Here is a 26,423-nt window from a genome sequence, read left to right as displayed (position 1 = left end):
TTAAATACTTTTTGTTTCTTGATGATGTATAAAAAAGGGACTTCTTGTATCTGTAATTTTTTCAGGAAAAAGGAATTTCTCCAACTACAAAAGTTGGATTAAATATTAATGATTTTTTTAAAATAATAATAACCTTAAATTTAAAGGGCGTTTGAAAGAATGTTTTTTAAAACCAACCGATGTATTATTTAGGTATTGATTTAGGAAGTTCATCAATAAAGCTTGCCCTAGTTGAAATTGAAACTGGTAAATGTTTAGGAGTTATCCAAGAACCTGAAAAAGAAATGGATATTCATGCTCCTAAAAAAGGCTGGGCAGAACAAGATCCTGAGGACTGGTGGAAGTATGTCTGTAATGGAGTTCATCAAATTAAAAAGAAATTTAAGGTTACTAAAGATGAAATCAAAGGTATTGGTATTGCCTATCAAATGCATGGTTTAGTTTTAATAGATGATTTAGGTAACCCAATTCGCAATTCAATTATTTGGTGTGATAGCCGAGCAGTTACAATTGGCAATAAGGCTTATTCTGAAATAGGGACTGCTATTTGTGACAATGAATTTCTTAATTCACCTGGAAATTTTACAGCCTCGAAACTTAAGTGGGTGCAGATCCATGAACCAGAAAACTATGAAAAGATTTATAAGTTCATGTTACCTGGTGACTATATCGCTTTTAAATTATCAGATACTATAAATAGCACTATTACTGGTTTATCAGAAGGAATTTTTTGGAACTTTAAACAAGATTCCGTTTCAGAACAGCTACTTGACTACTTCCAATTTTCTAAAGAACTTTTCCCTAATCTCGTTGATACATTCTCTAAACAAAGTGAAATATCCAAAAAAGGGGCTTTGGCTAGTGGTCTAAAAGAAGGGACGCCAATATTGTATAGAGCCGGTGACCAACCTAATAATGCTTTGTCGTTGAATGTTTTTCAACCTGGTGAAGTAGCAGCTACTGGTGGAACTTCAGGCGTAGTTTATGCCATAACCAACAATCTTTCAGTTAAAGAAAGTTCGCGAGTAAATAATTTCGCCCATGTTAATTACAAAAAAAATAGACTCAAAAACATAGGCAAATTACTTTGTATTAATGGCGCAGGAATTCAATACCGATGGTTGCTCAATAATCTTTCAGTCTCTTCATATGAAGAGATGAATAAATTAGCCAATGAAGTAGAAATAGGATCTGATGGTGTTTGCGTTATTCCTTTCGGTAACGGATCTGAGCGTATGCTATTGAATCAAGATATCGGTACTAGAATTCTGAACCTCAACTTAAATCGACATTCCAAATCACATATTTGTAGAGCGGCTTTAGAAGGGATTGCATTCTCTTTTGTTTATGGTATAGAAATAATGAAATCAGATGGCATTGAAGCTAAAGTAATTAGAGCAGGGAATGACAATCTATTTAGGTCTAAAATTTTTGCAAATTCTATTGCAACGTTAATTCAACAAGAGATTGAAATTTACAATACCACAGGCGCAATCGGTGCGGCAAGAGCATGTACGATTTCATTAGACGGTTATGAAAAATTCTCGTCTTTCATGAAGAATGACCATGTCATGACTTATATGCCTTTTCAAGATATGAAACCGTTCAAGAAGGCTTACCAAAATTGGAAAAAAGAACTAGAACTAATTTTAAATAAATAATATTTAGCAATGGCACTACTTGGAGAAAAAGAATACTTTAAGGGAATTGGGAGAATTAAATATGAAGGTAAAGATTCCGATAATCCTATGGCATTTAAATTTTACAATCCTGAACAAATTATAGCTGGTAAAACCATGCGTGAACATTTTAAGTTTGCCATGGCTTATTGGCACACCTTATGCGGTACTGGAGGCGACCCTTTTGGCCCGGGAACAAAGTCGTTTCCTTGGGCTACTTCAAATGACCCTTTACAAGCAGCTAAGGACAAAGCTGATGCTGCTTTTGAATTTATCACAAAAATGGGGTTTGATTACTATTGTTTTCATGATTTTGACTTGGTTGATGAAGCGGATTCCCTTGCCGAATCTGAAAATCGCATATTTAAAACTGTTGACTATTTAAAAGAAAAACAAAAAGCTTCTGGGGTTAAACTATTGTGGGGTACATCAAACTGTTTTTCAAATCCGAGATATATGAACGGAGCTGCCTCTAATCCAAACTTTGATGTTTTGGCAAGAGCTGGAGCACAGGTTAAAATTGCCTTGGACGCCACGATGGCATTAGGAGGCGAAAATTATGTTTTCTGGGGAGGTAGAGAAGGCTACATGTCTTTACTTAACACCGATATGAAATTAGAACAAGATAATATTGGTCGGTTTTTAAACATGGCAAAAGACTATGCGAGAAGTCAAGGGTTTAAAGGAACTTTTTTTATTGAACCAAAACCAATGGAGCCAACCAAACATCAATATGATTTTGATTGTGCAACATCAATCAATACCATAAATGAGTACGGCCTTGAAAAAGATTTTAAATTAAATATTGAGGTTAATCATGCAACCTTAGCTCAACATACTTTCCAGCACGAATTGCAAGTCGCTGCAAACGCTAATATGTTAGGTAGTATAGATGCTAATCGAGGTGATTATCAAAATGGCTGGGATACAGACCAATTTCCTAATAATGTCATGGAAACTACAGAGGCCATGTTGGTCTTTTTAAAGTCAGGCGGACTTCAAGGAGGAGGTATCAACTTTGATGCTAAAACAAGACGTAACAGTACTGACTTAGAGGATATTTTTATTGCGCATATTGGCGGAGCAGATACGTTTGCAAGAGCACTCATTGCCGCAAACAATATTCTTAAAAATTCAAAATATGAGCAATTGCTAAATAATCGTTATAGCTCCTTTAGTACTGGTAAGGGCGCTGATTTTGTAGACGGGAAACTAGTACTCAGCGATTTACATGCATACGCTACTTCTCATGGCGAGCCAGAACAAATTAGCGGAAAACAAGAATTGTATGAAATGATTCTTAATCAATATACCTAGGCTAATCAAATGGAATCAATATTAGAACGCTTAGATTGGTGGGTTCTAGGTGCATATTTAGCAGCTTTAATAGCGGTAGCCATATGGGTTGTACTTCAAAAAAATAAAAATACTGAGGACTATTTTTTAGCAGGAAGGAACGTTGGCTGGTTTGTCATAGGTGCTTCTATATTTGCCTCAAATATTGGTTCAGAACATGTGGTAGGCCTTGCAGGAACAGGAGCAGAATCGGGCATGCCTATGGCACACTATGAATTACATGCTTGGATTGTCTTATTGTTGGGTTGGTTATTTCTTCCTTTTTATTTTAGAAGCAATGCCTTTACCATGCCGGAATTTCTTGAAAAGCGATTTGATAGTCGATCTAGATGGTTCTTATCTGTCTTCTCATTGGTAGGTTATGTAATTACCAAAGTATCTGTTACTATTTACGCTGGTGGTATTGTGGTATCTGAACTTTTAGGCATCCCCTTTTGGTATGGTGCTATTGGGATTGTAGTATTTACAGGGGCTTATACCATCATTGGAGGAATGAAAGCGGTTATTTATACTGAAACCCTCCAAACTATAATTTTAATTGCAGGTTCCATAATAATAACTTATTTGGGATTACAGGAAGTTGGTGGCTGGCAAGAATTAAAAAAAGTAGCCGGCAGTGAACATTTTAATATGTGGAGACCTATAACTGACCCTGATTTCCCTTGGACAGGAATGCTCATTGGTGGCACCATAGTAGGTATTTGGTATTGGTGTACTGATCAATATATTGTGCAAAGAACACTGGCTGCCAATAATATAAAAATAGGCCGCCGAGGGGCTATTTTTGGAGCGTACCTAAAGCTGTTACCTATTTTTATTTTTCTAATTCCTGGAATAATTGCTTTTGCGCTTTCGCAACAAGGGGTTTTAACGTATGAAAAAAGTGATGAGGTATTTCCTGTTCTAGTTAAAACACTTTTACCAGTTGGTTTAAAAGGCTTAGTTGCTGGTGGCCTAATGGCAGCCCTAATGAGTTCATTAGCCTCTGTTTTTAATTCTTGCTCGACCATTTTCACTATTGATATTTATAAAAAACTTCGACCGTTAACTGAAGAAAAAAAACTTTTAAGAGTAGGTAAAATAGCGACAGCTATGGTAGTTGTTCTTGGTATAATTTGGATTCCAATTATGGAAAAAATAGGAGGCGGAGTGCTTTACCAATACTTACAAAGCGTGCAATCATATATTGCTCCACCAATAACCGCTGTTTTCTTACTTGGTATTCTTTGGAAAAGAGTTAATTCACAAGCCGCAATTATCACCCTATTTTCTGGTCTAGTAATAGCTGCATTGCGTATTACTGCAGAAATTTATCAAGAACAATTATCTGGTATATTTTTGTCTTTTGCTACAATCAATTTTGCGCATATGGCCATTTTTATGTTCCTTCTATCTGTTATGATTTGTATTTCGGTTAGCCTTGCAACTAACCCACCAGACTATTCCAAAATTAATGGGTTATCTTATGGTACTTTAACAGCTAAAGACAAACAATTTAACAAAGACAGTTTAACACTTTTAGATATCATTCTTTCCATTGTTCTTGTTTTGATAGTGGTAATGATACTTATTTATTTTACTGGATGAAAAACAACATATGAATACTACAACAAAAAGAACTTGGTTTATAGCTTTTGTCGTCTCTTTAGGCGGATTTTTATTTGGATTTGATGCCGGTATTATTTCAGGGGTGATGTCTTATGCTGGCCCGCAATTTGATTTAAATGATGTTCAAACGGGTTGGGTCGTTAGCTCCCCTTCATTCTCCGCTATGATTGCTATGCTTATCTCTGGTAGATTGAGTGATTTTATTGGAAGAAAAAAAATATTAATTGTGGTTGCTTTTTTATATGCCCTTTCAGCGTTGTTATCGGCGTACGCCGTGGGCTATGATATGCTTTGGATTGCAAGAATGTTAGGTGGAATTGCCTTTGGTGCCGCCTTAATTTTAGCACCTACCTATATCGCTGAAATTTCAAGTGCTGAAAACCGGGGCAAATTGGTTTCCATGCAACAACTAAATATCGTTTTAGGCTTTTTTGCCGCCTTTCTATGTAATTATTACCTGAACGAATTAAATACTTCAGGAGAGAGTTTTTTATCTGATGAAACTGTTTGGCGCTGGATGCTTGGACTCGAGTTGATACCTGCACTGCTCTACTTTGTATTGATGTTCTTTGTGCCCAATAGCCCAAGATGGTTATTTTTAAAAGGCAAAGTTGACGCTGCTAAAAATATTCTAGTCAAACTGCATGGTAATTCTAAAGCTGAGGAAGAAGCTAAAGCAATAGCAACTAGTATAGAGAATAATCAAAATAAAGAAAAGGTTGAATTAAAAGAACTTTTAAAGCCCGCACTACGGTTTATTTTCTTGGTAGGGTTGACTTTGGGTATACTCCAACAAATAACAGGTATCAACGCCATCTACTTTTATGCAACCTCAATCTTTAAACAAACAGGTATTGGTACTAATGCTGCTTTCGCTTCTGGGGTGCTTTTAAGTACAATCGCTGTGATTTTCACCATCATTTCTATGGTAATTATCGATAAGGTGGGTCGCAGACCTTTGCTTTTGGTTGGTATTGCAGGTATTGCCATTAGTCTTTTGTGTTGTACTTATAGCTTCAGTAATGCTACTTATAAATTAACCGAAGAAAAGATAAACATTTTAGACACTTCTATAAATGAAAAGCTAACTCCTTTTCTGAATAAAGCTTATGATAATGATGTGCAGTTCAAAAGAGAAATGCAAGAAGCTCTAGGCACTAAGGTATACGCCAAAAATGATGGAGCAATCTTGGAAGCTGCGATTGAAATGAATTCCATATTAGTACTTATTGGTATTTTAGGGTTCGTAGCCTGCTTCGCCTTTTCACTCGGTCCCGTTATGTGGGTGATGCTATCTGAAATTTTCCCGACGAAGTATAGAGGATTGGCTATCGGGGTTATTGGCTTTGTTAACTCCATCAGTAGTTGGTTAATTCAACAAATATTCCCTTGGGAATTATCAAACTTAGGTAACGCAATGACTTTTTTAATTTTTGGATTAATTGGTGTCGTAGGTTTCTTTATACTGCTAAAAGTATTGCCTGAGACCAAAGGAAAATCGCTAGAACAGCTTGAAACTGAATTTGTTCAATAGAACATATTAAAAAAGGCATTTCAAATGATTGAAATGCCTTTTTCTACTTCTATGTTTTTTAAGAATTACGCCTCGCAACTTGCGCATTCTTTTTTCTGTTTAAATTTTTGAGCTGCATTCATACTATGCTGATAGTACAAAGATTTAAGTCCTAATTTCCAAGCAGTTACATGAATTTTATTGATTTCTTTAGTAGGAGTATCAGGGTGCACCAAAATATTCACTGATTGACCTTGATCAATATGATGTTGTCTTGCCGCAGCTTGATAAATAATATCTAATTGATCCAATTCGGAATAGGTCTTGAAAACAGCTTTCTCCTCTTCCGTCAAAAACTCAAGATGCTGTACAGAACCATCGCGATCACGTATGCTCTTCCAAATTTCTGGAGTATCCATGCCTTTTTCTTCTAGCAAATCAGCCAAAAATGGATTCTTGATGGTTGTTTTAAGCTTGGCAATATCTTTTACATAAACATTAGACCAAATTGGCTCAATACCTTGAGAAACCTGACCTAAAATAAATGCTGAAGAAGTTGTTGGCGCAACTGCATTTAAAGTAGCATTTCTACGACCATAACCTTTTAGTACTTCAGGCTCTCCAAAACGTTCGGCCAATTGTTCGGATGCTTTATAAGAACGTTCTTTAATTTCTTTAAAGATTTCATTGTTTAAATTAAATGCTTCTTGACTATCAAAAGCCATCATCTTAGACTGCAATAAAGAGTGCCATCCTAGGGCACCTAAGCCTAAAGAACGGTTCGCTTTAGAAAAATTATATGCACGTTCCATAAATAAGAAGGTCTGTCTATCTTCACGATTATCAGAGTCACGATAGACTTCTAATTTTTCTAAAAATTCTGTAATTACAGCATCTAGAAAATGTACCATGGTCTCTACTGCATCGGTATTCTTCCATTTGTCATAATGCAAAACATTAATACTGGATAATACACAAACAAATGACCAATTGTCATTAGACGGCAGCATAATCTCCGTACATAAATTGCTAGCATATATTTGATGGTTCTTCTCTTGATAAACATCAGCAGCACCATTATTAGCATTATCAGAAAAGAAAACATATGGATAACCCATTTCACCTCGACGTTGCAATACTTTAGCCCAAACAGTTCGTTTTTCAACATCACCGTCAATCATTTCTTGCATCCAATCGTTGGTAACCGTTACTCCATGAGTAAGTTGTTGAATAGGGTTACCTTCAGTACCTATTTCTAAAAACTCCATGATATCAGGGTGGCTAATAGGTAAGTATGGTGAAAAACGACCTCTACGCACTGAACCTTGGCTTACCACATCAACCATAGATTCAAAAAGCTGCATGATATGTACAGCCCCTGAAGCTTCTCCATTATTCTTAACTGGCGCTCCTCTATGACGAATTTTTCCAAAATATCCAGAAGTTCCACCACCTAATTTAGACATCATTCCAACTTCCGATTGGGTATATAAAATATTACCCATATCATCATCGACATGAGAACCAAAGCAACTTATTGGCAAACCTCTTTCTTTACCAAAATTTGACCACACTGGCGAGGCCAAAGAGAAAAAACCTTCAGACATATAGTTGTAAAACTTATCTGCGTAACCTGGTATTTGTAAAATTTGTTCTGCTCTATTTGCTATTTCACGAATTCTGCCTTCCGGAGTGGCATCTTTAGTTAAATAACCCGCAGCTAAAAATTTCCTGCTGTTATCATTTAACCACGCAAATTCTTCAGAAGTAGCATTCTCAGTTATAACATTGGATAGTGCTTCTTTTCTAGCATTCACTAAAGTTTTAGCTGGGTTGGTGGTGGTTTCTTTTAGGTTTTTGTCTAGTTGGTTCTGCATATCTTAAAACAAATCGTCGCTGGTTATACTTTGTGTTCTTTTACTATAGTTGATGGAACGTTTTACGAAGAAATCTCCATGTTTTGTCCCAATTATTTCATCATCAAACCATTCTGTTTCTAAAAGCAACTTCTGGTCAACTTCAAAAACGGAATTAATTCCGATACTCTCTAGTGAGCTATTGAATCTGTTCTTTAAAAATTCATTCACTACTGTTTTTGGCAAGAAATCTAGCTCTCCATCTTCAAAAATCCAATCGACTATACTACTCTCCGCTTCAAAGGCCTTCTTGCACATGTCTTGGATAATAGCATGATATTCATCATTAAACCATTCAGGATGTTCTTCTTTTAAAATATTTATGATGTCAATACCAAAATCACCATGGATTTGTTCTTCTTTTGAAGTTGCCTCCACAACATTTGAAATACCTTTAAGCATATTTTTATGCTTATTGAAGGCCATAATAATCAAGAACTGAGAAAATAAAGAAACATGCTCAATAAATAATGAGAACAATAAAATTGCTTCAGCATACTCCTTGTCACTATCACTTCTTGAATTCTTAAGTGCAGTTTCTAAATATTGCACTCGCTTCATTATAGCCGGTTTCTTCTTGAGGTTTTTGAACTCTTCATTCAAACCTAATACTTCAAGTAAGTGAGAATACGCGTCATGATGACGAACTTCACTTTCTGCAAAAGTTGCCCCAACTGAACCTATTTCTGGCTTAGGCATTCTTTGGTATATGTCACCCCAAAATGACTTAACTGCCACTTCAATCTGGGATATCGCTAACATTGTATTTTTGATAGCATTCTGCTCAACACTATTCAATCGAGATTTAAAATCTTGAATATCACTTGTAAAATTAAATTCTGTATGAATCCAATACGAATGACGTATGGCAGGCACATATTCGTAAAGTTGTGGGTATTCGTATGGTTTTAAATTGATACGTTTTTCAAAAATATTTGATTTTCTAATTCTTGCTTGCTCGTTACGGTAAATGATATAAGCTTTAGCAACATCCTGAAACTCACTTTGCATGAGTTTTTGTTCCACCACGTCTTGAACCTCTTCTACGGTTGGAGTGTACTCCGCATCATTACCTTGTCTTACTAAAAGCGATGTGTAAACTTGGTCTGCAATGCGCTGAGCATCTTCCATTTGACCATTTTCAACAGCTGTCATTGCCTTTAAAATCGCGTTAGTGATTTTATAAAGCTCAAAAGTTTTGGTGCTAAAATCTCTCTTAGTAATCTTGATAATCTCCATAAAAAAATTGAATTTGTTCGGAATTGTTCCTTAAAACCAGATTATAAAATTCATCATTTCTTTACTCAGATTTTACATTACAAAATTTGGTTCTCAACAATTTTATCAACATCATAATTTGCACCCTTAGTTACAAGCATTTAGAGAATTTTTTGATGCATTTTTTTTTAAAAAGACATAAAAAGTGATGTGGAAAGTATAGAAAACAAAAAAGCAGCTATGTTATATAGCTGCTTTTGCTCCTCCTCTTGGGCTCGAACCAAGGACCCTCTGATTAACAGTCAGATGCTCTAACCAACTGAGCTAAGGAGGAATGTTTTACCTTAAGCGGGTGCAAATATAATTTTTTCTTTAGAACACTACAAAGAAAAAATTAATCATTTTTATTTAAAAAGCCATTTGTAGACATCATTACCATTTGCAAACAACAATAATGCGATTAATAAAAAGAAACCTACCATTTGCGCATACTCCATAAATTTATCGCTTGGTTTTCTACCAGACACCATTTCATATAATAAGAACATGACATGACCCCCATCTAAAGCTGGTATTGGTAATATGTTCATAAAAGCCAAAATAATTGATATCAAGGCCGTTGTCGACCAAAATGCGGGCCAGTTCCAAGTATCAGGAAACATTTTACCAATCGCCGCAAAACCACCAACGCCTTTGTAAGCTCCTGTAGAGGGGTTAAAAATTTTCTTCAGTTGCTTTACGTAATTGCTTAGCGTTTCAACTCCTTCATTAATGCCGGCAGGAATTGCTTCGGCAAAAGAATAGCTAGTAGTTTCTACTTTTAAAATTTCTCTATCAGCTAAATCAAAAAGACCAGGAAATCCTAAACGGACGCCTATTTTAGCAGAGTCATTGACTACCATTTGCACCATTCTGGTTGACCCTTCTTTATTTGTTACTGTAAAAGGCACATTCTGCCCTTTATATTTTTGAATAATACCATTGAACTCATCGTAATAAGTAATTTCTTCGTCTCCAATTTTATTTATGACGTCTTCGAGCTCCAAACCTGAGGCAGCGTTATGAGAATCTTCAGGTATTTCACCAACAATAAAAGGTATCCTTGGGTATAAAAATCGTACTTTATCTTCATCCTCAAGCAGTGTTTCAATAAAATCAACAGGCATTTCTTTTTCAATACGCTGCCCATCGCGTTCAATAGTAAGTGTGTTGCCATTAACTAATTCTAAGTATACACTACTAAAAGATTTTAGTTTCTGCCCATCAACAGCAATAATTTTATCCCCAGTTTGAATTCCGGCTTTATTACCTATCACTTCTTCCATTACCCAAACACCATCTTTTAAGCTATCCATCGGCACATACTTATCACCATATTGATATGCCATTCCAATATAAATGATTACAGCAACAACAAAATTCACAGTTACACCGCCAAGCATAATAATCAATCGCTGCCATGCTGGTTTACTACGAAACTCCCAAGGCTTAGGCTCTTCTTTCATGGCCTCCGTGTCCATGCTTTCATCAATCATACCTGAAATCTTCACATAACCGCCTAAAGGCAACCAACCAATACCATAGACTGTTTCACCAATCTTCTTTTTGAACAAAGAATATTTGATATCAAAAAACAAATAGAATTTTTCCACTCGAGTTTTAAATAATTTTGCGGGTATAAAATGCCCTAATTCGTGTAGAACTATTAAAAGGGACAAACTCAAAAAGAATTGAATAATCTGTATAATGATGGGACTCATGTATTTTTTTGCTTGAAGCCCACAAAAGTAAGTTTTTAGACTCGCTAAAAAAAACAGGCCTTTAAAGCATATTTCATTTTAAGAAAGATTTAGTATCTAAATCTTCCATTTTCTTGATAAATGTCGCTTCCTAAGCTATTTTTGCAGTCTATGAGAAGGTTTTTTAGTCAGTTCAAATTTTTTGGTATCGTACTGGGTATCATTTCAATAATAATCATATACTTTATTTATAATGCATTAAAACCTCAAGAACGATTACCTATTTACCAACCAAATATGGTAAATCCTGAATTGGTAGATAGTACGTTACATGATACTAAAAAGTATCATACCATAGCAGATTTTATGCTGACCAATCAAAATGGTGAAACTATAACTGAACAGTCATATGAAAATAGTATTTATATCGCTGACTTTTTCTTTACCACATGCCCCAGCATATGTCCAATAATGACCAAGAATATGGCTAACATTCAGGAACAAATTTTAAATGATGATGAAGTAATGTTGCTTTCTCATTCTGTAACCCCTAAAATAGATTCTGTGGAACAGCTCAAGAAATATGCTATTGAAAAAGGAGTTATTGATGCTAAGTGGAATTTGGTTACCGGTGATAAAAAACAAATTTATGAACTCGCTCGAAAGTCATATTTAGCAGTTAAAAATGATGGAGATGGTGGACCCTTTGATATGATACACACCGAAAACTTCATTTTGGTTGATAAAGAGAGACGTATTCGTGGTTTTTATGATGGCACTAATGAAGAAGAAATTAGGGAGCTATTGGAGGACCTCAGTATTCTAAAGGCATCTTATCAAAAGAGTTAACTCAAATGACCTTTTCAAAAAATAAGAAATCATTTTCATAGGTTTCAGAGATAGATTCGCGATTTTGTCCTATTTTTGACTACTTATAATCAATCTAAATAAAAATAAGTGATTACGGTAGCGGAACTGAAGTATGGTCAAAAGGGTATAATTAAAGAGTTTTCTGAATCTTTACTGCCCATTAAACTTTTAGAATTAGGCTGTTTACCAGGTAATCAAGTTGAATTAGTACAGATTGCACCTCTTAGCGACCCGGTATATATTAATGTGAACGGATCTCATATTGCTATTCGTAAATCCATGGCCTCATTAATTGAACTAGACATTATTGAAGATTCTAATTCATGAGTAAAAACATCAATGTTGCTTTAATTGGAAATCCAAATACTGGTAAAACTTCAGTTTTTAATCAACTTACTGGGCTTAATCAAAAAGTAGGTAACTATCCAGGTATTACAGTTGAGAAAAAAGAAGGGATTTGTAAACTACCACGAGGGGTAAAAGCTCATGTTTTAGATTTACCAGGCACCTACAGTCTTAATACGACTTCCTTAGACGAAAGTGTTGTTGTAGAGTTATTGCTCAATAAAAATGATAAAGATTATCCAGATGTAGCGGTAGTCATTAGCGATATAGAAAACCTAAAACGAAATCTTTTACTTTTTACTCAAATAAAAGACCTTCAAATTCCTGCCGTACTAGTAATCAATATGGCTGATAGAATGACCAGAAAAGGAATTTCAATAGATATTGAATTACTCGAGAAAAAACTAGACACTAAAATCGCTTTAGTGAGCACTAGAAAGGGTCAGGGCATTGAACGAGTTAAAGAACTCATTGCCAATTACAAAAGTCTTTCTTCAAAACCTAATACGAATACCTCTAGAATTTCACCTGAGTATTTTGCGCGTTTACAAAAAACCTTTCCTCAAGAAGATTTGTACAAATTGTGGTTGGTAATTACACAAGATGTCAATTTCATGCCCATTGAGAAGAAACGTATTCAAGATGCAACTTCATTCTCAACTAAATCAAAAAATGAATTAAAAAAATTACAACACAAAGAGACTGTAATTCGGTATCAATTCATCAACGGAATTTTAAAGGAAGCTTATAAGGTCGATTTGCAATCTGCCAAAGGATTAAGAGCTAGTCTTGATAAGGTCTTGACTCACAAAGTTTTTGGATATCTTATTTTCTGTATCATTTTATTGACCATTTTTCAGGCCATTTTCGAATGGAGCTCATACCCCTCTGATTGGATTGATATACAATTTTCTATGGCTGGCGAATGGGTCAAAGACACCTTACCTTCAGGGGTATTTACCAACCTATTGGCCGAGGGTATTATTGCAGGTATTAAAGGTATCGCCGTTTTTATACCACAAATTGCATTCTTGTTTTTATTCATTTCATTATTAGAAGAATCAGGGTATATGAGTCGCGTGGTGTTCTTAATGGATAAACTAATGCGACCCTTTGGACTTAGTGGAAAAAGTGTTGTACCCTTAATTTCTGGTACTGCATGTGCCATACCAGCTGTGATGGCAACACGTACCATTGAAAATTGGAAAGAACGATTAATTACCATTTTAGTTGTGCCTTTTACTACATGTTCTGCGCGATTACCGGTGTATTTAATTTTAATTGCACTGGTTATCCCAAAAGGTAGTTTTCTAGGCTTAAGTTATCAGGCCTTAACCTTAATGCTTCTTTATCTTTTAGGATTTGGAATGGCCATTCTTTCGGCAATGTTATTGAACAAGTATTTGAAAATTCAAAACAAATCGTTGTTCATGATCGAAATGCCAACCTATAGGCTTCCACTTTTTAAAAATGTTTTTTACACAGTGCTTGAAAAAACAAAAAGTTTTGTTTTTGGAGCAGGTAAAATCATTTTAGCAATCTCAATCATTCTTTGGTTTTTGGGTTCTAATGGTTTTTCAGAGGAATTTAAAAATGCAGAAGAAATTGTTACTCAAAGAATTGAAAAAAACGGTTTAAATAATTACAGCAAAAATTATATAAAAAACAGCTTAATTGCTTTTGAGAAATCTCCAGATCCTGAATTAATTCAGTCTGCTAAAGATTCCTTAGATATTGTCAAACTAAGATTGACCGAGAAAGCTATTGCTCAAGAAATTACGAGCTTCAAATTAGAACATTCTTATATAGGTTATGCTGGTAAGGCAATAGAACCTATTGTAAAACCATTGGGTTATGATTGGAAAATTGGTATCGCCGTTTTAACTTCGTTCGCCGCCCGGGAAGTATTCGTAGGTACTCTAGCTACCATTTATAGTGTTGGTAATGACGAAGAGGAAACTATAAAAAATAGAATGGCCGCTGAGTTAGACAATTCAGGTAATAAACCCCTATTTAATTTAGCGTCAGGTATATCCTTAATGCTTTTTTATGCTTTTGCCATGCAGTGTATGAGTACACTAGCTGTTGTAAAACGCGAGACCAATTCTTGGAAATGGCCTTTATATCAACTAGTATTTATGAGCGGTTTTGCCTACCTTGTAGCTTTGGTAGCGTACCAAGTTTTAAAATAAATGGAAGTTTTTCAACACATATTAGTATACTTTTTTTTAGCACTCTCCGTAGGATATCTGCTTTTAAAATATGTTTTTCCGAAAAGCTTAAGGTTTAAGAAAAATTCAAATTCTAAGGGCTGTTCAAATAATGACTGTGGTTGTTCTTAAAATTTATTTCTAATCGCTAGCCTACTTATTCACTCCTATTCTATTATTTCTTTTTAAAAATTTAAGGCCGCTTTGTAACCTTTTGTACTTTTCTGACTATATAGTTACGAATACCAACCAAGAACATGCTATTAAAAGAGCAAACAGACGAAAAATTAATGGGGGAAGTAGCTTTAGGAAACTTAGATGTTTTAAAAGTACTTTTTGAACGACACCATATTCACATTTTTAATTTTTTATATAAAATGTGTGGTGACAGAATGTTGAGTGAAGATTTAACTCAAGATGTATTTTACAAGGTGATTAAGTATAGGTCATCTTATAAAAACGGAAAGTTCGTCTCTTGGTTATTTACCATTGCTAGAAATAGTCTGAAAACACATTTTACGAGAAATAAAGAAGTACATAATGATATTGATGCTGTTTCATATCAACTAGCAGCTGAACAAATAGAAAACAAAGAAGACTATTCGCATTTACAAAAAGCATTGAACCGGTTAGAAGCTTCTGACAGAGAGGCAATTGTTTTACATAAATTTCATGAAATTAAATATGTCGAATTAGCTGAAATTTTAAACTCAACACCAGGAGCGGTGAAGACTAAAGTGAGTAGAGCCTTAAAAAAATTAAAAACAATTTACCTACAAAATATCTGATGATGAACGAAGAAAATATAACAGACTTGATTCCAGATTATTTAGATAGTAAGCTCAATAATGACCAAAGGATTATTGTCGAGACACATATTAAAAAATCCAAATCTTTTGCAACCGAAGTAGAAGAATACCAACTTCTTTTTAACGCTATCGAACGAGAAAAAGTTGAAGCGCCTTCGTCAAAATTAAAAGAAGGTTTTCTTGCGCTTTTAGAAGAAGAAAAGAACAATTCAGTTAAGGTAGTTGCCATCAACCAATCTACCTCTAAAAATAATAATAACTGGCTCAAAAGTATTATGAAAATTGCGGCGAGTATAGCCATTCTAGCTATTGCTTTTGCCTCTGGGCGTTATTTTCAATCTGAAAAAGCAAACCTAACTATTGCTTCAATAGAAAATGAAAGTCAACAATTAAAACAGACGGCTATGATTTCACTTATGGAGAATCAATCTGCTAGTAAACGAATTCAAGGTGTTCAATTTATTCAAGACTTTAAAAATCCTGATGAGGCCATTATCACTGCCTTAACTGATAGAATGCTTCATGATGAAAACATTAATGTGAGGTTAACAGCGGTAGAGGCATTGTCAAATTTTTCAAGTGCTGAATTGGTCAAAATTGCTTTTATCAAAGCTTTAGAAACAGAAAAAGACCCGAGTGTACAAATTTCACTTATTCGAAATCTTGTGAAAACACAAGAAAAGAAAGCCCTAGAACCAATGAAAAAATTATTAGAACAAGAAGACACTCAGCCATTTGTTAAGGATGAAATTAATCAAGTATTATCAGAAATTATATAAACATCAAAAAACGAAAATCATGAAATTAGTATCAAGTATTTTATTTATCTGCGCATTTGTTTGGAGTGCAACAGCGCAAACGGATTACACTAAATCTTTAAGTGGGGTTGATTGGGTTAAGATCGAATCAAAATCAGGAATTGAATTAAAAACACACGACAAAAATGAGCTTTTAATCAAAGTATCTTCAAGAAAAAAGAAATCTGAAAAAGCCAAAGGACTAAAATTAGTTGGTGCAGGTGGCACTGATAATACTGATGTAGGTTTTTATGTAGTGCAAGATGGAGGCACTATGTTAGTTAAGAATTTGAGAAGGTCTGAAAAAGCGGAAATATTTCTGCCAAAAACTCAAAATGTTTCAGTAACCAATTCATGGAATGGAGACATTTACATAGCAGGTTTTTCAGGTGAAGTTGAAGCTAATGCAAATCTAAATGGCGGACTTAAAATGGAGAACCTTTCTGGTCCTGTTACTGCCTATTCATTGAATCAAGGTATTGAAGTGTCTTTTGATAAAATCAGTCAAGACGCTCCAATTGTAATTAGAACAACTAATGGAGAAATTGATGTTACGCTACCAGAAAACACTTCGGCCGATATGGAACTAAGCTCTTGGAATGGTGATATTTATACCAATTTTGATTTGCAGAGACCTGACAAAGAGGGGCTCAAATCAGTATCTGGCAAGAACATAAAAGGAGCCATTAATGGCGGAGGTGTAGCTATTAAATTAAAATCCACCAACGGAACTATTTATTTAAGAAAAAAATAAACTAACAAAAATAAGTTGAGCTTGATACTATGAATTACAGAAACTGGCTTGGCACAAAAAACGAACAATCATGAAAAATTTAAAATTAGGGCTACTCTTGTGTTTTATCACAACGATAGTAACTGGGCAGAAAATCATTGAAAAAAACCTTGACTATAACAACCAATATATTGAAATGAAAGTGCCTTTCGCTTCAGATATTGAAGTAAAAACTTGGGACAAGCAAAGTGTTTATTTCAAAGCTAATATCAGCACCAAAGATGATAAACATATTGAGCTTTATAAGTTAGATATTAAAGAGAATAGTAATTCGATTATCATAGCATCTGATACTGAAAAGCTTTTTGACGCATTTAAAAACGAATGGCAAAAAGAGAATAAGCATAATTACTATTCGAATAGAAAATACGACTTTGATTATGTGCTGTATGTGCCAAAAAATGCCAAGTTTAAAGTAAGTAGTATTAATGGAAGTATGAAATCTGAATTGATTGAAGGCGACTTTACTGCAGATCTCATTAATGGTAATATCGATATTGGCGCCTATGCTGGCGAATTAAAATTAACCACTATAAATGGAGAAATTGATTTAAAAGTTTCTAATACCAAATTCGTAGCTGAAACTATTCACGGTGATATTTATGCTGATGAAAACCTAAGTATTGTTGCTCATGACAGGCATGTTGGCCAAAAAGTAGAAAGTGATGGAGGTAGTTTTAAAAATAAGCTTAGTCTCAATACCATTAATGGTAACATGTATTTGAGAAAATAAATTTGGTACTACGACAAATATTTTGGGGCGCATGATATGCGCCTTTTTTTATGTTCTTTAATCAAACTCAAACATTACAAGAATTTGTCGTATTTTAAAGCAGCTAAAAAACGTGCCATGAAAAAAATTCTTTCTTTACTTTCAATAGTACTTTGCTTATTTATTGTTAGCTGTTCTGCAACAAAAAGCAATGAAACCAATAAATCTAATCTTAAAGAAAGTTTAGATAAAAAAAATAGAGCAAATGTTTCTTTACTGACACAAATAAGACAAAAACCTGGCATTGTTCTTAAAAATGGAGTCCCTGTTCTTCAAAAAACGGCAAATTCCATTTCGCCATTTGGTACGAGCGAGCCTCTATATGTTCTGGATGATTTAATAGTAGGCAATTCATTTAGTGCCGTTAATGATCTGGTTACTAATTTTATGGTCAAGAAAATAGAAGTTTTATCAGCTTCTGATGCTTCTTTTTACGGCAGTCGTGGTGCCAACGGAGTTATCAAACTCACCACCTTAAAAGAATAAAAAACAGTAATCCTACGCAATGAGAAAACCTTTTCAACTTCGACTTTTAACTTCTTTATTTACCTTATTGTTATTCTGTTCTTTTTCAGGCTGTTCCGATTCTGATGGAGATGGTCCTGACCCAATTATTCAAGAGGAAGAAGAAGCAAATGACCCAGAACCAATTGACCCCAACAGACCTTGGAATTTAGTTTGGGAAGAAGAATTTGAGTCTGATTTATCAGAATGGAATATATGGGAAAGCGGTGCTTTTAATAATGAAATACAGTTTTACCGTCCGGAGCAATTAGTATTAGAAAACGGCATTTTAAGTATTAATGTGCAGCGTGAACGAATTATTGGTCCTAACAATCCATTTGATAGTACGGACAAAGAGTTTGAATACGTTTCCGGCAGAATAGAAACCAAAACAACATACGGACCATCAAGTGCAACAGGTGAAACAGAATACCGATTTATGGCCAGTATCAAATTCCCTCCTGGCAATGGAATGTGGCCTGCATTTTGGTCTTATGGTGACCCATGGCCAACAAAAGGCGAAATAGATATTATAGAAGCCAGAGGTAATCTGCCAATGGAGTTTTCTTCTAATATCTTTTACGGTGTTGAAGAGGGTATTCCTATTACCAACAATGACAATACAGTTGTGGAACATGATTTAGAAGTCGATATCACGGCCGATTTTCATACCTATGAACTCATTTGGACGTCCAATAGTTTAGAAATTATTTTTGATGACGAAAGCCTACATAAATACAATGCTAATGGGCTAAACTTTATTTCGTCACTCTTTGGTCAAAAACAACAAATTGTTTTAAATACTGCTGTTGGCGGATTCTTTTTTCCAAATCAATCTTCATCAACATTTGTGGATACTTCGCAAATGCAAGTAGACTGGGTGCGTGTTTATAGTAGATAAGTATTAGAGCGAAATAGTAACTCGAATATCTTTAGCTACTTCAAAGGCGCAGTCTTTGAATTTTGGAGGGCCAAATGCCCTCATCTTGGCATGTGAAAAGGCAACTTTTTCCTTAGGTATTCCAAACCAATTGGTGTCTAACTCGTCATTGCCGTTTTCGTCATAAAATAAAGCAATAGCATATTCACCATTAGGTATCTCATCAACCTCAACGGTTGTTCTACCTTCCTTAGCTTTGGCACTACCAGAGGCAAAAACCTTATTAAATTCTAAAAATGTTTCATGACTTTCGTACACCGCGACGCTCACTTTACCTTTTGAAGAAGGCACTTGTTCTACATGTACTGTTATCTTATGCTGGGCAAAGCAAATACTAGAAATTAATAAAAAACTGCTGAAAATAATTTTCATTAAATGAAATTTTCGATTACGTTAAAGACTCTTAAGAGTTTTAAATTAGCTGTATTCAAAGATAAAATACCTTAATCTTTTTGTTCTAAAGCCAAAGTTAATTTCTCATAGATTTCTTGAGTTCCTGCACTATCTGCTAAATTCAAATACAATAGCAAGCTATCTTGATGAGTAATCCGAAGCTTTGGCTGTCTTAAGTCATCAACAAATACATAAACCTTGGTTTGAGTTAATGAATCAACAAACACACCCTTCTCTTTAGCTAACCACGAAAACCCATTCATTCGTTGCATAGCTGGCAATTTATTAAGCCATGTAACTTCATCAATTTCAATAATTGGAATTCTTTGTTTATAAATACCCGATGCTACTTGAAAGTTTCCTTCTTCGAACTTGGGCCAATTTTTATAATGCAACGCAAAAGCGAAAATACAGCCAACAACGGTGAGTATAATAACAAGATTCCAAAACCAGTTTTTCTTTTTCATGATAGTACTATTCCAATGCTAAAAATACTTTTAAAAGTAATCAAACCTTTGTTCTTTTACTTCCTCACAATGTAAATGAATAACTATTATCTTTAAAGCAATAACCATTCCTGAAATAGTTATGAAATCAAGAAAAATTAATTCCGACCGCATTCTAGGCATATCGGCCATGGCTATAAGTGTGCTTACGCTTGCCATATTTATTTATCAAACAGATATTATGCGTGTTCAAAGTAAGCTCTCTGTAAAACCAAGACTAGATTTTACTACAAACCAAGGTGGCAATGATTCTTTGGTGACGTATCAAGAGGTGCTAGAGAACAAAGGTTTAGGGCCTGCTATTATAGATTCAATTTATTTTATGCACGAGAAAAAGTCGTTTCCCTTGAATGCTGAATCATTTTTTGAGAAAAATTATCCCAAATTATTGGAATATGGTTATTTATCTCAACATGCTGAATTAGGAGAAGGGACAACTTTGACTCCAAATGAAGAGCGCTCACTTTTTGTATACAAGCTCCCAGCCTCTAATTTAGAAAGTGTTTTTGAGTATTTAGGTATTACTTCCATTGATGAAATTCCTTTTTACATAGAGGTAACCTTCACCTCAATTTATGAAGATGAACTTTGGCTTACCAATACCAATAAAAGTGTTCCGAAAAAAATTAAGTAACACGATACTCTAAATTACTATGAAAAGTCATATCAATGCTAAAATTCTTTAGAAAAACACGCCAAGTATTACTTTCAAAAGGTGAAACGGGCAAATATTTAAAGTATGCTTTGGGCGAAATCATACTCGTTGTTATTGGTATTCTAATTGCACTTCAGATTAATAATTGGAATGAAAACAAAAAGGAACATGAAAAAGAACTCGCTTTTTTAAAAGAAATCAACTTAGATTTCAAGTCAAATAAGGTTCAGCTTGACTCCATAAACCGTTACAACGAAGTCAGTTTACACGCAGCCGTGCGATTATTAGCTATTGTACAAACTTTTGACCTTAAAAATCCCAAATTTGATAAATCAAATATTCAATTTAAAGATAGTATCGGGTATTATTATGGCTTAATGTGGAGAAATAAATCATTCAACCCAAAAAATGGTAGTGTTCAAGCACTATTAAATTCCTCATCTTTTGATTTAATTGTAAACGACACTTTAAGAAGGAACTTGATTTCTTGGAAAGATGTTTTGAATGACTATTTAGAAGAAGAAGATTTTGCTAAAACCTTTTTATTCAATGAATATAAGCCTTGGTCCAGAGTAAACTTCGATCCAGACATTGAAGATGACCCCGAATATATAACTGCATTTTTTAGCAAAAGACACAGGAATTTTATGAATCAAAGGGCAGGTGATTTAAATAATAATTTAGTTATGGCAAAAGAAGAAGGAATCATAACTATGATTAATGATATTGTTCGACTTACAGAACCTGACCCGAATGATTAATTTCTTTGTAAACCTTCCAAATAATTTTTAATGATAAGAAACATCCAAATACGGATAAGTTTAAAAGAGGAAGGCCAACCAGATGGACTGAAAGCTAGAACAGCCAAATACCTCGGGGTTTCAGAAGATGATTTTGAAATTAAAGTGCAACGAAAATCAATAGATGCTCGTAAGCCCACTATCTACTTCAATTATAAGCTTGAAGTCTATATTAACGAACCTAGCCCAAAAGACAATACTTATCATTTCGAATATAAAGATGTCTCTACTGCCAAGTCCATTCATATTATTGGTTTTGGCCCAGCTGGTATGTGGGCAGCTCTTCGCTGTTTAGAATTAGGGTACAAGCCTATAGTTTTAGAACGCGGTAAAAACGTACAAGATAGACGTCGAGACTTAAAAGCCATTAATCAAGATCATATTGTAAATAAAGATTCAAATTATTGTTTTGGTGAAGGCGGTGCAGGTACTTATTCCGATGGTAAATTATATACCCGTAGTTTAAAAAGAGGCGATGTTCGTCGTGTTTTTGAAAGCCTTGTTTTTCATGGAGCAACTGAAGAAATTTTGGTGGATGCGCACCCACATATTGGCACCAATAAGCTCCCTAAAATTGTTCAGAATATACGAGAGACCATTATTAAGTTTGGGGGTGAGGTACATTTTGATACCAAGGTTACCGATTTTAGGTTAAAAGATAATCAGCTAAAAGCTATTGTTTTAAATGATGAAAAAGAACTAGAAACTCAACGGGTTATTTTAGCAACTGGCCATTCCGCCCGAGATATTTTTGAGCTCTTGCATAAAAAAGATATTGCGCTTAAAGCGAAGTCTTTTGCTATGGGTGTACGGGTAGAGCATCCGCAACATATTATTGATTCTATTCAATACCACTGTCGTGGAGAACGCAGTGAATTACTGCCCGCGGCGGCCTACAGTCTTGTGCAGCAGGTAAAAAACCGAGGCGTGTATTCGTTTTGTATGTGCCCTGGTGGGTTTATAGTACCGGCAGCAACAGCGGAAGGTGAGGTTGTTGTTAATGGCATGTCACCCTCAAAACGGAATAACAAGTTTGCCAATTCTGGTATTGTTGTCGAAATTAATGTGGATGAAGATTTACCAACTTATGAGAAATATGGGGTTCTAAAAGGTCTAGAATATCAAAAAAATTTAGAACGTTTGGCTTTTACGGCTGGCGGAAGAACACAAACTGCTCCTGCACAACGGTTAACTGATTTTGTGGAAGGTAAAATCTCTCAAGACCTTAACCCAACGTCTTATCAACCAGGACTTAATTCATCGCCTTTGCATTCTTTATTTCCAAAATTGATTGGAGGTCGCTTACGAAAAGGCTTTGCCCAATTTGGTAAAAAAATGAAGGGTTATTATACTAAAGAAGCCAACATAGTTGGAGTAGAATCAAGAACCTCATCACCTATTACCATCCCCAGATCGGAACAATTAGAACACCCAGAAATTAAAGGATTATTCCCTTGTGGTGAAGGTGGTGGTTATGCCGGTGGAATAATTTCTGCTGCAATGGATGGGGAACGCTGTGCAGAAGCTGCAATTGTAGGTCTTTGAAAATACATAAATTAATGCTATGATTAAATTCTTCCGCCAAATTCGCCAAAAACTACTCTCAGAGAACAAGTTTTCAAAATACTTGCTTTATGCTATTGGTGAAATCGTGCTTGTTGTTATTGGTATTTTAATCGCTTTGCAAATCAATATTTGGAAGGAGTATAGAAAAGACCGAGAAAAGGAAAAAATTATCCTAAATGACTTGGCTGAAAACATAAAAATAAACATTAAGACCTTTCAAAATGACCTTGATTCTCTGCATGAATGGAATCTTTCAAGCGAAATTGTCATTCAATCCATAACGAACGAATTACCCTATTCAAATACTTTAAAACAACATTTTCATTCGGCAAGAATCACCAAACAGAATTTGTTGCCGTCAAAAGCGGGATACGAAGGCTATAAAGATCAAGGGTTGGACATCATTACGAACAAGGTCTTATCATCGGAAATCATCAAATTATATGAGGTGACCATTCCTGGTCATTTATCAACTCTTGATATAGTGAATCAGTTTTATCCACCCTTTGATAATCATATTGTTCAGAATTTTAACTATTTAAAAGGAGAAGGACTAACCCCGCATGATTATACATCGTTGTTTTCTGATCATTTTTACATTTCGTGGATCAAGGCATATGCACAAGGCAGGTTAGATTTGATAGAGGTTGATAAAAAACTGATTAAAGAATGTGAGAGCGTCTTGAAACTAATTGAGAACGAGTTGAACTAAAAATATGTAACCATATATAAGTTATGATTAAATTTTTCCGTAAAATCCGCCAACAACTACTCTCTGAGAACAAGTTCTCTAAATACTTTTTGTATGCTATTGGCGAAATCATCTTAGTAGTCTTTGGTATTTTGATAGCACTACAGATAAATAATTGGAATCAAGACAAAATAGATTCTAAAATAGAAAAAGAGTTATTATCAGAGCTACTAGAAAATCTAAGTATTAATGCCGAAAGACTAGAAAATAGTATCACTGAAGAATATGAAACCGCGCGTTCGATAGATTTTGTAGTTGAAGTCTTAGAAAATAAACTCGCTCATGTTGATAGTATGAACTATCATTTTGGAAGAGCTGACTTTGCCTCGGACATTGTTATTTCCAACACTGCATTTGAAGCAATTAAATCACAGGGATTTCAAATAATCTCTGATAGCGAAATTAGAAAACTGATGATTGACCTATTTGACGCAGAATATGGAGTTCTCATTGCATTAACCGTTAGGTTGGAGAATCAATTTTGGCCTTCTGCTTCATTACCGCTTTTCCATAAATACTTCCGAGTGGTAGATGTGAAGTCTAGAGGATTAAAAGATCCTAATTACGATGTTATACCCATAGATTATGAATCGCTCTTAAAAGATCAAGTGTACATTAATATGATAAAACATCGGGGATCATTCCGCTATGCTGGAGCACATTTAAAAGAAACATCTTTAGAAAAAACAATTTTCTTAAAAGAAAAGATTGCGAATTATCTAAACCCATAATATGGATTTCAAAAACAAAAAAGTACTTATAACTGGTTCCTCAAGAGGAATCGGCAAAGCAACAGCCATGGCCTTTGCAAAAAAAGGTGCTAAAGTGGGTATCAATTACCGAAACAATACTAACGAAGCAAAAAAAACTTTAGCAGAATTATCTGGCAAAGGGCATCATTTGTTTCAATACGATGTATCTAAAAAAGAAGAAACCAAAGCGCTTGTTGAAGATTTTGTGGCTCACTATGGAAGCATTGATATTTTAGTCAACAATGCCGGGGTTTCCATTTTTCATGATATTGATGAGGTAGATTTTGACCATTGGACACTGGCTTGGGAAAACACATATAAAACCAATCTATTTGCGGCAGCTAATACTAGTTATTGGGCAGCACAAGCCATGATGAAATCTGGAGGAGGACATATCGTAAATGTCTCTTCCAGAGGTGCCTTTAGAGGCGAACCTACAAAACCGGCCTATGGATCTAGTAAAGCGGCTTTAAATGCAATGAGCCAGTCCCTCGCAAAGAAATTAGCCCCTTATAAAATATATGTTGGTGTTGTTGCACCAGGGTTTACAGAAACTGAAATGGCAGCAGTTACCCTAACACCTGCTGAACGTGAAAATTTACTTCGAGAATCACCTTTTAAACGAATGGCCCAGCCAGAAGAAGTTGCACATGCAATTTTGTTTTTGGCTTCAGATAAGGCCGCCTATTCTTCCGGTACAATCATAGATGTGAATGGGGCAAGTTATTTAAGGAGCTAGAGTTTTTCTTCGTCATGCTAAGCGCAGTCGAAGAAAAAGAGCGATAAAATCTTCCCAAAAGAAACAATTCAGACTCCGGTTAAAAACTCAAATAAATACAATTCCTTACCTCCAAGAAGTATAGAAACCTAGTCTTTCCTTCGACTGGACTTAGGATAACAATAAGGTACTTTAATTTTGCTAATTTTAGCCCATGAAAGCAGCTACGGTATCCCAACTCAAAAAAGAATTACAACATAGAAATCCAGATGAGTTGCTGCAATTATGCCTTCGACTGGCTCGGTTTAAAAAAGAAAACAAAGAACTACTCACCTATCTCTTGTTTGAATCTGATAGTGAATCTGGCTATATTGAAACCGTTAAAGCTGAAGTTGATGAGCAGTTTGAAGCTATCAATACCAACAGTTACTTCTACATTAAAAAAAGTGTACGTAAGATTCTTAGAACAATTAAAAAATACGCTAGATATTCTGGTAATAAAGAAACCGAAGTCGCTCTTTTACTGTATTTCTGTGAAAAACTGCGTGATTTTAAACCTTCTATAAAAAGAAATACAACACTAATGAACCTTTATCAACGTCAGTTAGATTACATTCAAAAAAAAATAGGACTGCTTCATGAAGATTTGCAGTATGATTACGGGTTATTATTAGATGAGTTAGAACTTTAAAGGTGCTCGTTTACCAAAATCCTGGGCACCAATCTTTTCACCATTAATGGTATCGGTATCCCAATCTTGGGTTATTTTCCATTGTCCATTTAGTTTTTGAATTACAATATGAAATTGCCCATAACTATAGGTAGTTTCATTGTTCTTTATAAACCCAATTCGGTAAAACCCAACTTCGTAAGATGCTGTAGTATTGGTATGTCTGCTATCAAACCAGAAATCCAAAGTGATTGACACTCCCTCTTTCTCATACCCCATAAAACGCTCTAAATTTTTTGCTTTAAAACTATTTTGAGTATCAATACCGCTAGGAGTCACGCGTAAAACCGTTTCTGCATAAGTGGCATTTAAAGCCTCACCATCTAAAGTTTGAAATGCATTTTGAAAGGCATTCCAAACTTCTTGATTAATTTCTTCTTGAAGTGCTGCAGTATCCTTTTGGGTAAAACCGTCTATTGAAAATAAAAAAAGACAAAGAGTTAAAAATCGAATCATACTAAATAATTTAAGGGTTCTTGAGCT

General features: G+C 34.8%; 26 protein-coding genes and 1 tRNA gene. 20 read left to right on the top strand and 7 right to left on the bottom strand.

Annotated elements, in window-relative coordinates:
* The first annotated feature begins 179 nt into the window (after positions 1-179).
* From RM520_RS03945 to RM520_RS03930, 4 genes are read left to right on the top strand one after another with little or no spacing between them, the layout of a single operon-like run.
* On the top strand, positions 180-1,661 hold the full coding sequence (locus RM520_RS03945; RefSeq protein WP_311384405.1) for a xylulokinase: 1,482 nt from the start codon (positions 180-182) through the stop codon (positions 1,659-1,661).
* A gap of 9 nt (positions 1,662-1,670) precedes the next feature.
* Positions 1,671-2,996 (top strand): xylose isomerase, encoded by a 1,326-nt coding sequence (gene xylA, locus RM520_RS03940; protein ID WP_311387038.1) that lies wholly within the window; start codon positions 1,671-1,673, stop codon positions 2,994-2,996.
* A 9-nt stretch (positions 2,997-3,005) separates the two neighbouring features.
* Entirely contained in the window at positions 3,006-4,622 is a 1,617-nt protein-coding gene (locus RM520_RS03935; RefSeq protein ID WP_311384403.1) for a sodium:solute symporter, read from the top strand.
* A 10-nt stretch (positions 4,623-4,632) separates the two neighbouring features.
* Complete coding sequence (locus RM520_RS03930; RefSeq protein WP_311384402.1) at positions 4,633-6,177, top strand: sugar porter family MFS transporter; 1,545 nt, start codon at positions 4,633-4,635, stop codon at positions 6,175-6,177.
* 65 nt (positions 6,178-6,242) lie between these two features.
* Here RM520_RS03930 and RM520_RS03925 read toward each other — a convergent pair whose 3' ends face one another.
* The 4 genes from RM520_RS03925 to rseP form a co-directional block, all read right to left on the bottom strand.
* Positions 6,243-8,033 carry a ribonucleoside-diphosphate reductase subunit alpha gene (locus tag RM520_RS03925; protein WP_311384401.1) on the bottom strand — a complete coding sequence of 597 codons (1,791 nt, stop codon included), beginning with the start codon at positions 8,031-8,033 and terminating at the stop codon, positions 6,243-6,245.
* Between the two features lie 3 nt (positions 8,034-8,036).
* Positions 8,037-9,311, bottom strand: coding sequence for a ribonucleotide-diphosphate reductase subunit beta (locus RM520_RS03920; RefSeq protein ID WP_311384400.1), 1,275 nt, complete (start codon positions 9,309-9,311; stop codon positions 8,037-8,039).
* Positions 9,312-9,550: 239 nt separating this feature from the next.
* A tRNA-Asn gene (locus tag RM520_RS03915) sits at positions 9,551-9,624 on the bottom strand.
* 70 nt (positions 9,625-9,694) lie between these two features.
* Positions 9,695-11,050 (bottom strand): RIP metalloprotease RseP, encoded by a 1,356-nt coding sequence (gene rseP / locus RM520_RS03910; protein WP_311387037.1) that lies wholly within the window; start codon positions 11,048-11,050, stop codon positions 9,695-9,697.
* A 150-nt stretch (positions 11,051-11,200) separates the two neighbouring features.
* Between rseP and RM520_RS03905 the strand changes: the two genes are divergently transcribed.
* From RM520_RS03905 to RM520_RS03865, 9 genes are all read left to right on the top strand, one after another.
* A complete protein-coding gene (locus tag RM520_RS03905) occupies positions 11,201-11,878 on the top strand; it encodes an SCO family protein (RefSeq protein WP_311387036.1) in 678 nt (225 codons plus the stop codon).
* Positions 11,879-11,986: 108 nt separating this feature from the next.
* Positions 11,987-12,226: a FeoA family protein gene (locus RM520_RS03900; RefSeq protein WP_311384397.1), complete on the top strand. Its 240-nt coding sequence runs from the start codon at positions 11,987-11,989 to the stop codon at positions 12,224-12,226.
* Positions 12,223-14,436 carry a ferrous iron transport protein B gene (feoB, locus tag RM520_RS03895; RefSeq protein WP_311384396.1) on the top strand — a complete coding sequence of 738 codons (2,214 nt, stop codon included), beginning with the start codon at positions 12,223-12,225 and terminating at the stop codon, positions 14,434-14,436. The genes RM520_RS03900 and feoB overlap by 4 nt, the downstream gene beginning before the upstream one ends.
* Positions 14,437-14,711: 275 nt before the next feature.
* Positions 14,712-15,242 (top strand): RNA polymerase sigma factor, encoded by a 531-nt coding sequence (locus tag RM520_RS03890; protein ID WP_311384395.1) that lies wholly within the window; start codon positions 14,712-14,714, stop codon positions 15,240-15,242.
* 2 nt (positions 15,243-15,244) lie between these two features.
* On the top strand, positions 15,245-16,042 hold the full coding sequence (locus RM520_RS03885) for a HEAT repeat domain-containing protein (RefSeq protein ID WP_311384394.1): 798 nt from the start codon (positions 15,245-15,247) through the stop codon (positions 16,040-16,042).
* A gap of 19 nt (positions 16,043-16,061) precedes the next feature.
* A complete protein-coding gene (locus RM520_RS03880; RefSeq protein WP_311384393.1) occupies positions 16,062-16,814 on the top strand; it encodes a DUF4097 family beta strand repeat-containing protein in 753 nt (250 codons plus the stop codon).
* Between the two features lie 70 nt (positions 16,815-16,884).
* A complete protein-coding gene (locus tag RM520_RS03875) occupies positions 16,885-17,586 on the top strand; it encodes a DUF4097 family beta strand repeat-containing protein (RefSeq protein WP_311384392.1) in 702 nt (233 codons plus the stop codon).
* 117 nt (positions 17,587-17,703) lie between these two features.
* A complete protein-coding gene (locus tag RM520_RS03870) occupies positions 17,704-18,111 on the top strand; it encodes a TonB-dependent receptor (protein ID WP_311384391.1) in 408 nt (135 codons plus the stop codon).
* Between the two features lie 19 nt (positions 18,112-18,130).
* On the top strand, positions 18,131-19,030 hold the full coding sequence (locus RM520_RS03865; RefSeq protein WP_311387035.1) for a glycoside hydrolase family 16 protein: 900 nt from the start codon (positions 18,131-18,133) through the stop codon (positions 19,028-19,030).
* A 3-nt stretch (positions 19,031-19,033) separates the two neighbouring features.
* On the opposite strand, the gene RM520_RS03860 is transcribed toward RM520_RS03865, so the two are convergent.
* A complete protein-coding gene (locus RM520_RS03860) occupies positions 19,034-19,441 on the bottom strand; it encodes a DUF2141 domain-containing protein (protein WP_311387034.1) in 408 nt (135 codons plus the stop codon).
* Between the two features lie 71 nt (positions 19,442-19,512).
* Positions 19,513-19,929, bottom strand: coding sequence for a hypothetical protein (locus RM520_RS03855; protein ID WP_311387033.1), 417 nt, complete (start codon positions 19,927-19,929; stop codon positions 19,513-19,515).
* Positions 19,930-20,050: 121 nt separating this feature from the next.
* Here RM520_RS03855 and RM520_RS03850 point away from each other — a divergent pair, with 121 nt between their 5' ends.
* From RM520_RS03850 to RM520_RS03820, 7 genes are all read left to right on the top strand, one after another.
* Positions 20,051-20,602 carry a hypothetical protein gene (locus RM520_RS03850; protein ID WP_311387032.1) on the top strand — a complete coding sequence of 184 codons (552 nt, stop codon included), beginning with the start codon at positions 20,051-20,053 and terminating at the stop codon, positions 20,600-20,602.
* 35 nt (positions 20,603-20,637) lie between these two features.
* The gene (locus tag RM520_RS03845) at positions 20,638-21,384 is read left to right on the top strand and encodes a DUF6090 family protein (RefSeq protein WP_311387031.1); all 747 of its coding nucleotides are present in this window, start codon (positions 20,638-20,640) and stop codon (positions 21,382-21,384) included.
* Between the two features lie 30 nt (positions 21,385-21,414).
* Positions 21,415-22,968 (top strand): NAD(P)/FAD-dependent oxidoreductase, encoded by a 1,554-nt coding sequence (locus RM520_RS03840; RefSeq protein ID WP_311387030.1) that lies wholly within the window; start codon positions 21,415-21,417, stop codon positions 22,966-22,968.
* Positions 22,969-22,987: 19 nt separating this feature from the next.
* Complete coding sequence (locus tag RM520_RS03835) at positions 22,988-23,701, top strand: DUF6090 family protein (RefSeq protein WP_311387029.1); 714 nt, start codon at positions 22,988-22,990, stop codon at positions 23,699-23,701.
* A gap of 23 nt (positions 23,702-23,724) precedes the next feature.
* On the top strand, positions 23,725-24,471 hold the full coding sequence (locus tag RM520_RS03830; protein WP_311387028.1) for a hypothetical protein: 747 nt from the start codon (positions 23,725-23,727) through the stop codon (positions 24,469-24,471).
* Between the two features lies 1 nt (position 24,472).
* The gene (locus tag RM520_RS03825; RefSeq protein WP_311387027.1) at positions 24,473-25,231 is read left to right on the top strand and encodes an SDR family NAD(P)-dependent oxidoreductase; all 759 of its coding nucleotides are present in this window, start codon (positions 24,473-24,475) and stop codon (positions 25,229-25,231) included.
* Positions 25,232-25,424: 193 nt separating this feature from the next.
* Positions 25,425-25,901 carry a hypothetical protein gene (locus RM520_RS03820; protein WP_311384382.1) on the top strand — a complete coding sequence of 159 codons (477 nt, stop codon included), beginning with the start codon at positions 25,425-25,427 and terminating at the stop codon, positions 25,899-25,901.
* Here RM520_RS03820 and RM520_RS03815 read toward each other — a convergent pair.
* A complete protein-coding gene (locus RM520_RS03815) occupies positions 25,890-26,396 on the bottom strand; it encodes a nuclear transport factor 2 family protein (protein WP_311387026.1) in 507 nt (168 codons plus the stop codon). The two genes, RM520_RS03820 and RM520_RS03815, sit on opposite strands and share 12 nt — an antisense overlap.
* Positions 26,397-26,423 lie beyond the last annotated feature (27 nt).

Source organism: Croceitalea vernalis, assembly GCF_031846405.1.
In the GTDB taxonomy this organism is placed as follows: domain Bacteria; phylum Bacteroidota; class Bacteroidia; order Flavobacteriales; family Flavobacteriaceae; genus Croceitalea; species Croceitalea vernalis.
Note: the sequence above shows the minus strand (reverse complement) of the source record. Positions and strands in the feature narration are given on the sequence as shown.

Coding starts and splice junctions, on each gene's coding strand:
- RM520_RS03830 (WP_311387028.1), top strand. CDS start 23,725: ATGATTAAATTTTTCCGTAAAATCCGCCAACAACTACTCTCTGAGAAC.
- RM520_RS03840 (WP_311387030.1), top strand. CDS start 21,415: ATGATAAGAAACATCCAAATACGGATAAGTTTAAAAGAGGAAGGCCAA.
- RM520_RS03820 (WP_311384382.1), top strand. CDS start 25,425: ATGAAAGCAGCTACGGTATCCCAACTCAAAAAAGAATTACAACATAGA.
- RM520_RS03870 (WP_311384391.1), top strand. CDS start 17,704: ATGAAAAAAATTCTTTCTTTACTTTCAATAGTACTTTGCTTATTTATT.
- RM520_RS03945 (WP_311384405.1), top strand. CDS start 180: ATGTATTATTTAGGTATTGATTTAGGAAGTTCATCAATAAAGCTTGCC.
- RM520_RS03845 (WP_311387031.1), top strand. CDS start 20,638: ATGCTAAAATTCTTTAGAAAAACACGCCAAGTATTACTTTCAAAAGGT.
- RM520_RS03890 (WP_311384395.1), top strand. CDS start 14,712: ATGCTATTAAAAGAGCAAACAGACGAAAAATTAATGGGGGAAGTAGCT.
- RM520_RS03865 (WP_311387035.1), top strand. CDS start 18,131: ATGAGAAAACCTTTTCAACTTCGACTTTTAACTTCTTTATTTACCTTA.
- xylA (WP_311387038.1), top strand. CDS start 1,671: ATGGCACTACTTGGAGAAAAAGAATACTTTAAGGGAATTGGGAGAATT.
- RM520_RS03825 (WP_311387027.1), top strand. CDS start 24,473: ATGGATTTCAAAAACAAAAAAGTACTTATAACTGGTTCCTCAAGAGGA.
- RM520_RS03850 (WP_311387032.1), top strand. CDS start 20,051: ATGAAATCAAGAAAAATTAATTCCGACCGCATTCTAGGCATATCGGCC.
- RM520_RS03885 (WP_311384394.1), top strand. CDS start 15,245: ATGAACGAAGAAAATATAACAGACTTGATTCCAGATTATTTAGATAGT.
- RM520_RS03815 (WP_311387026.1), bottom strand. CDS start 26,396: ATGATTCGATTTTTAACTCTTTGTCTTTTTTTATTTTCAATAGACGGT.
- RM520_RS03835 (WP_311387029.1), top strand. CDS start 22,988: ATGATTAAATTCTTCCGCCAAATTCGCCAAAAACTACTCTCAGAGAAC.
- feoB (WP_311384396.1), top strand. CDS start 12,223: ATGAGTAAAAACATCAATGTTGCTTTAATTGGAAATCCAAATACTGGT.
- RM520_RS03875 (WP_311384392.1), top strand. CDS start 16,885: ATGAAAAATTTAAAATTAGGGCTACTCTTGTGTTTTATCACAACGATA.
- RM520_RS03880 (WP_311384393.1), top strand. CDS start 16,062: ATGAAATTAGTATCAAGTATTTTATTTATCTGCGCATTTGTTTGGAGT.
- RM520_RS03855 (WP_311387033.1), bottom strand. CDS start 19,929: ATGAAAAAGAAAAACTGGTTTTGGAATCTTGTTATTATACTCACCGTT.
- RM520_RS03930 (WP_311384402.1), top strand. CDS start 4,633: ATGAATACTACAACAAAAAGAACTTGGTTTATAGCTTTTGTCGTCTCT.
- RM520_RS03920 (WP_311384400.1), bottom strand. CDS start 9,311: ATGGAGATTATCAAGATTACTAAGAGAGATTTTAGCACCAAAACTTTT.
- rseP (WP_311387037.1), bottom strand. CDS start 11,050: ATGAGTCCCATCATTATACAGATTATTCAATTCTTTTTGAGTTTGTCC.
- RM520_RS03860 (WP_311387034.1), bottom strand. CDS start 19,441: ATGAAAATTATTTTCAGCAGTTTTTTATTAATTTCTAGTATTTGCTTT.
- RM520_RS03935 (WP_311384403.1), top strand. CDS start 3,006: ATGGAATCAATATTAGAACGCTTAGATTGGTGGGTTCTAGGTGCATAT.
- RM520_RS03925 (WP_311384401.1), bottom strand. CDS start 8,033: ATGCAGAACCAACTAGACAAAAACCTAAAAGAAACCACCACCAACCCA.
- RM520_RS03905 (WP_311387036.1), top strand. CDS start 11,201: ATGAGAAGGTTTTTTAGTCAGTTCAAATTTTTTGGTATCGTACTGGGT.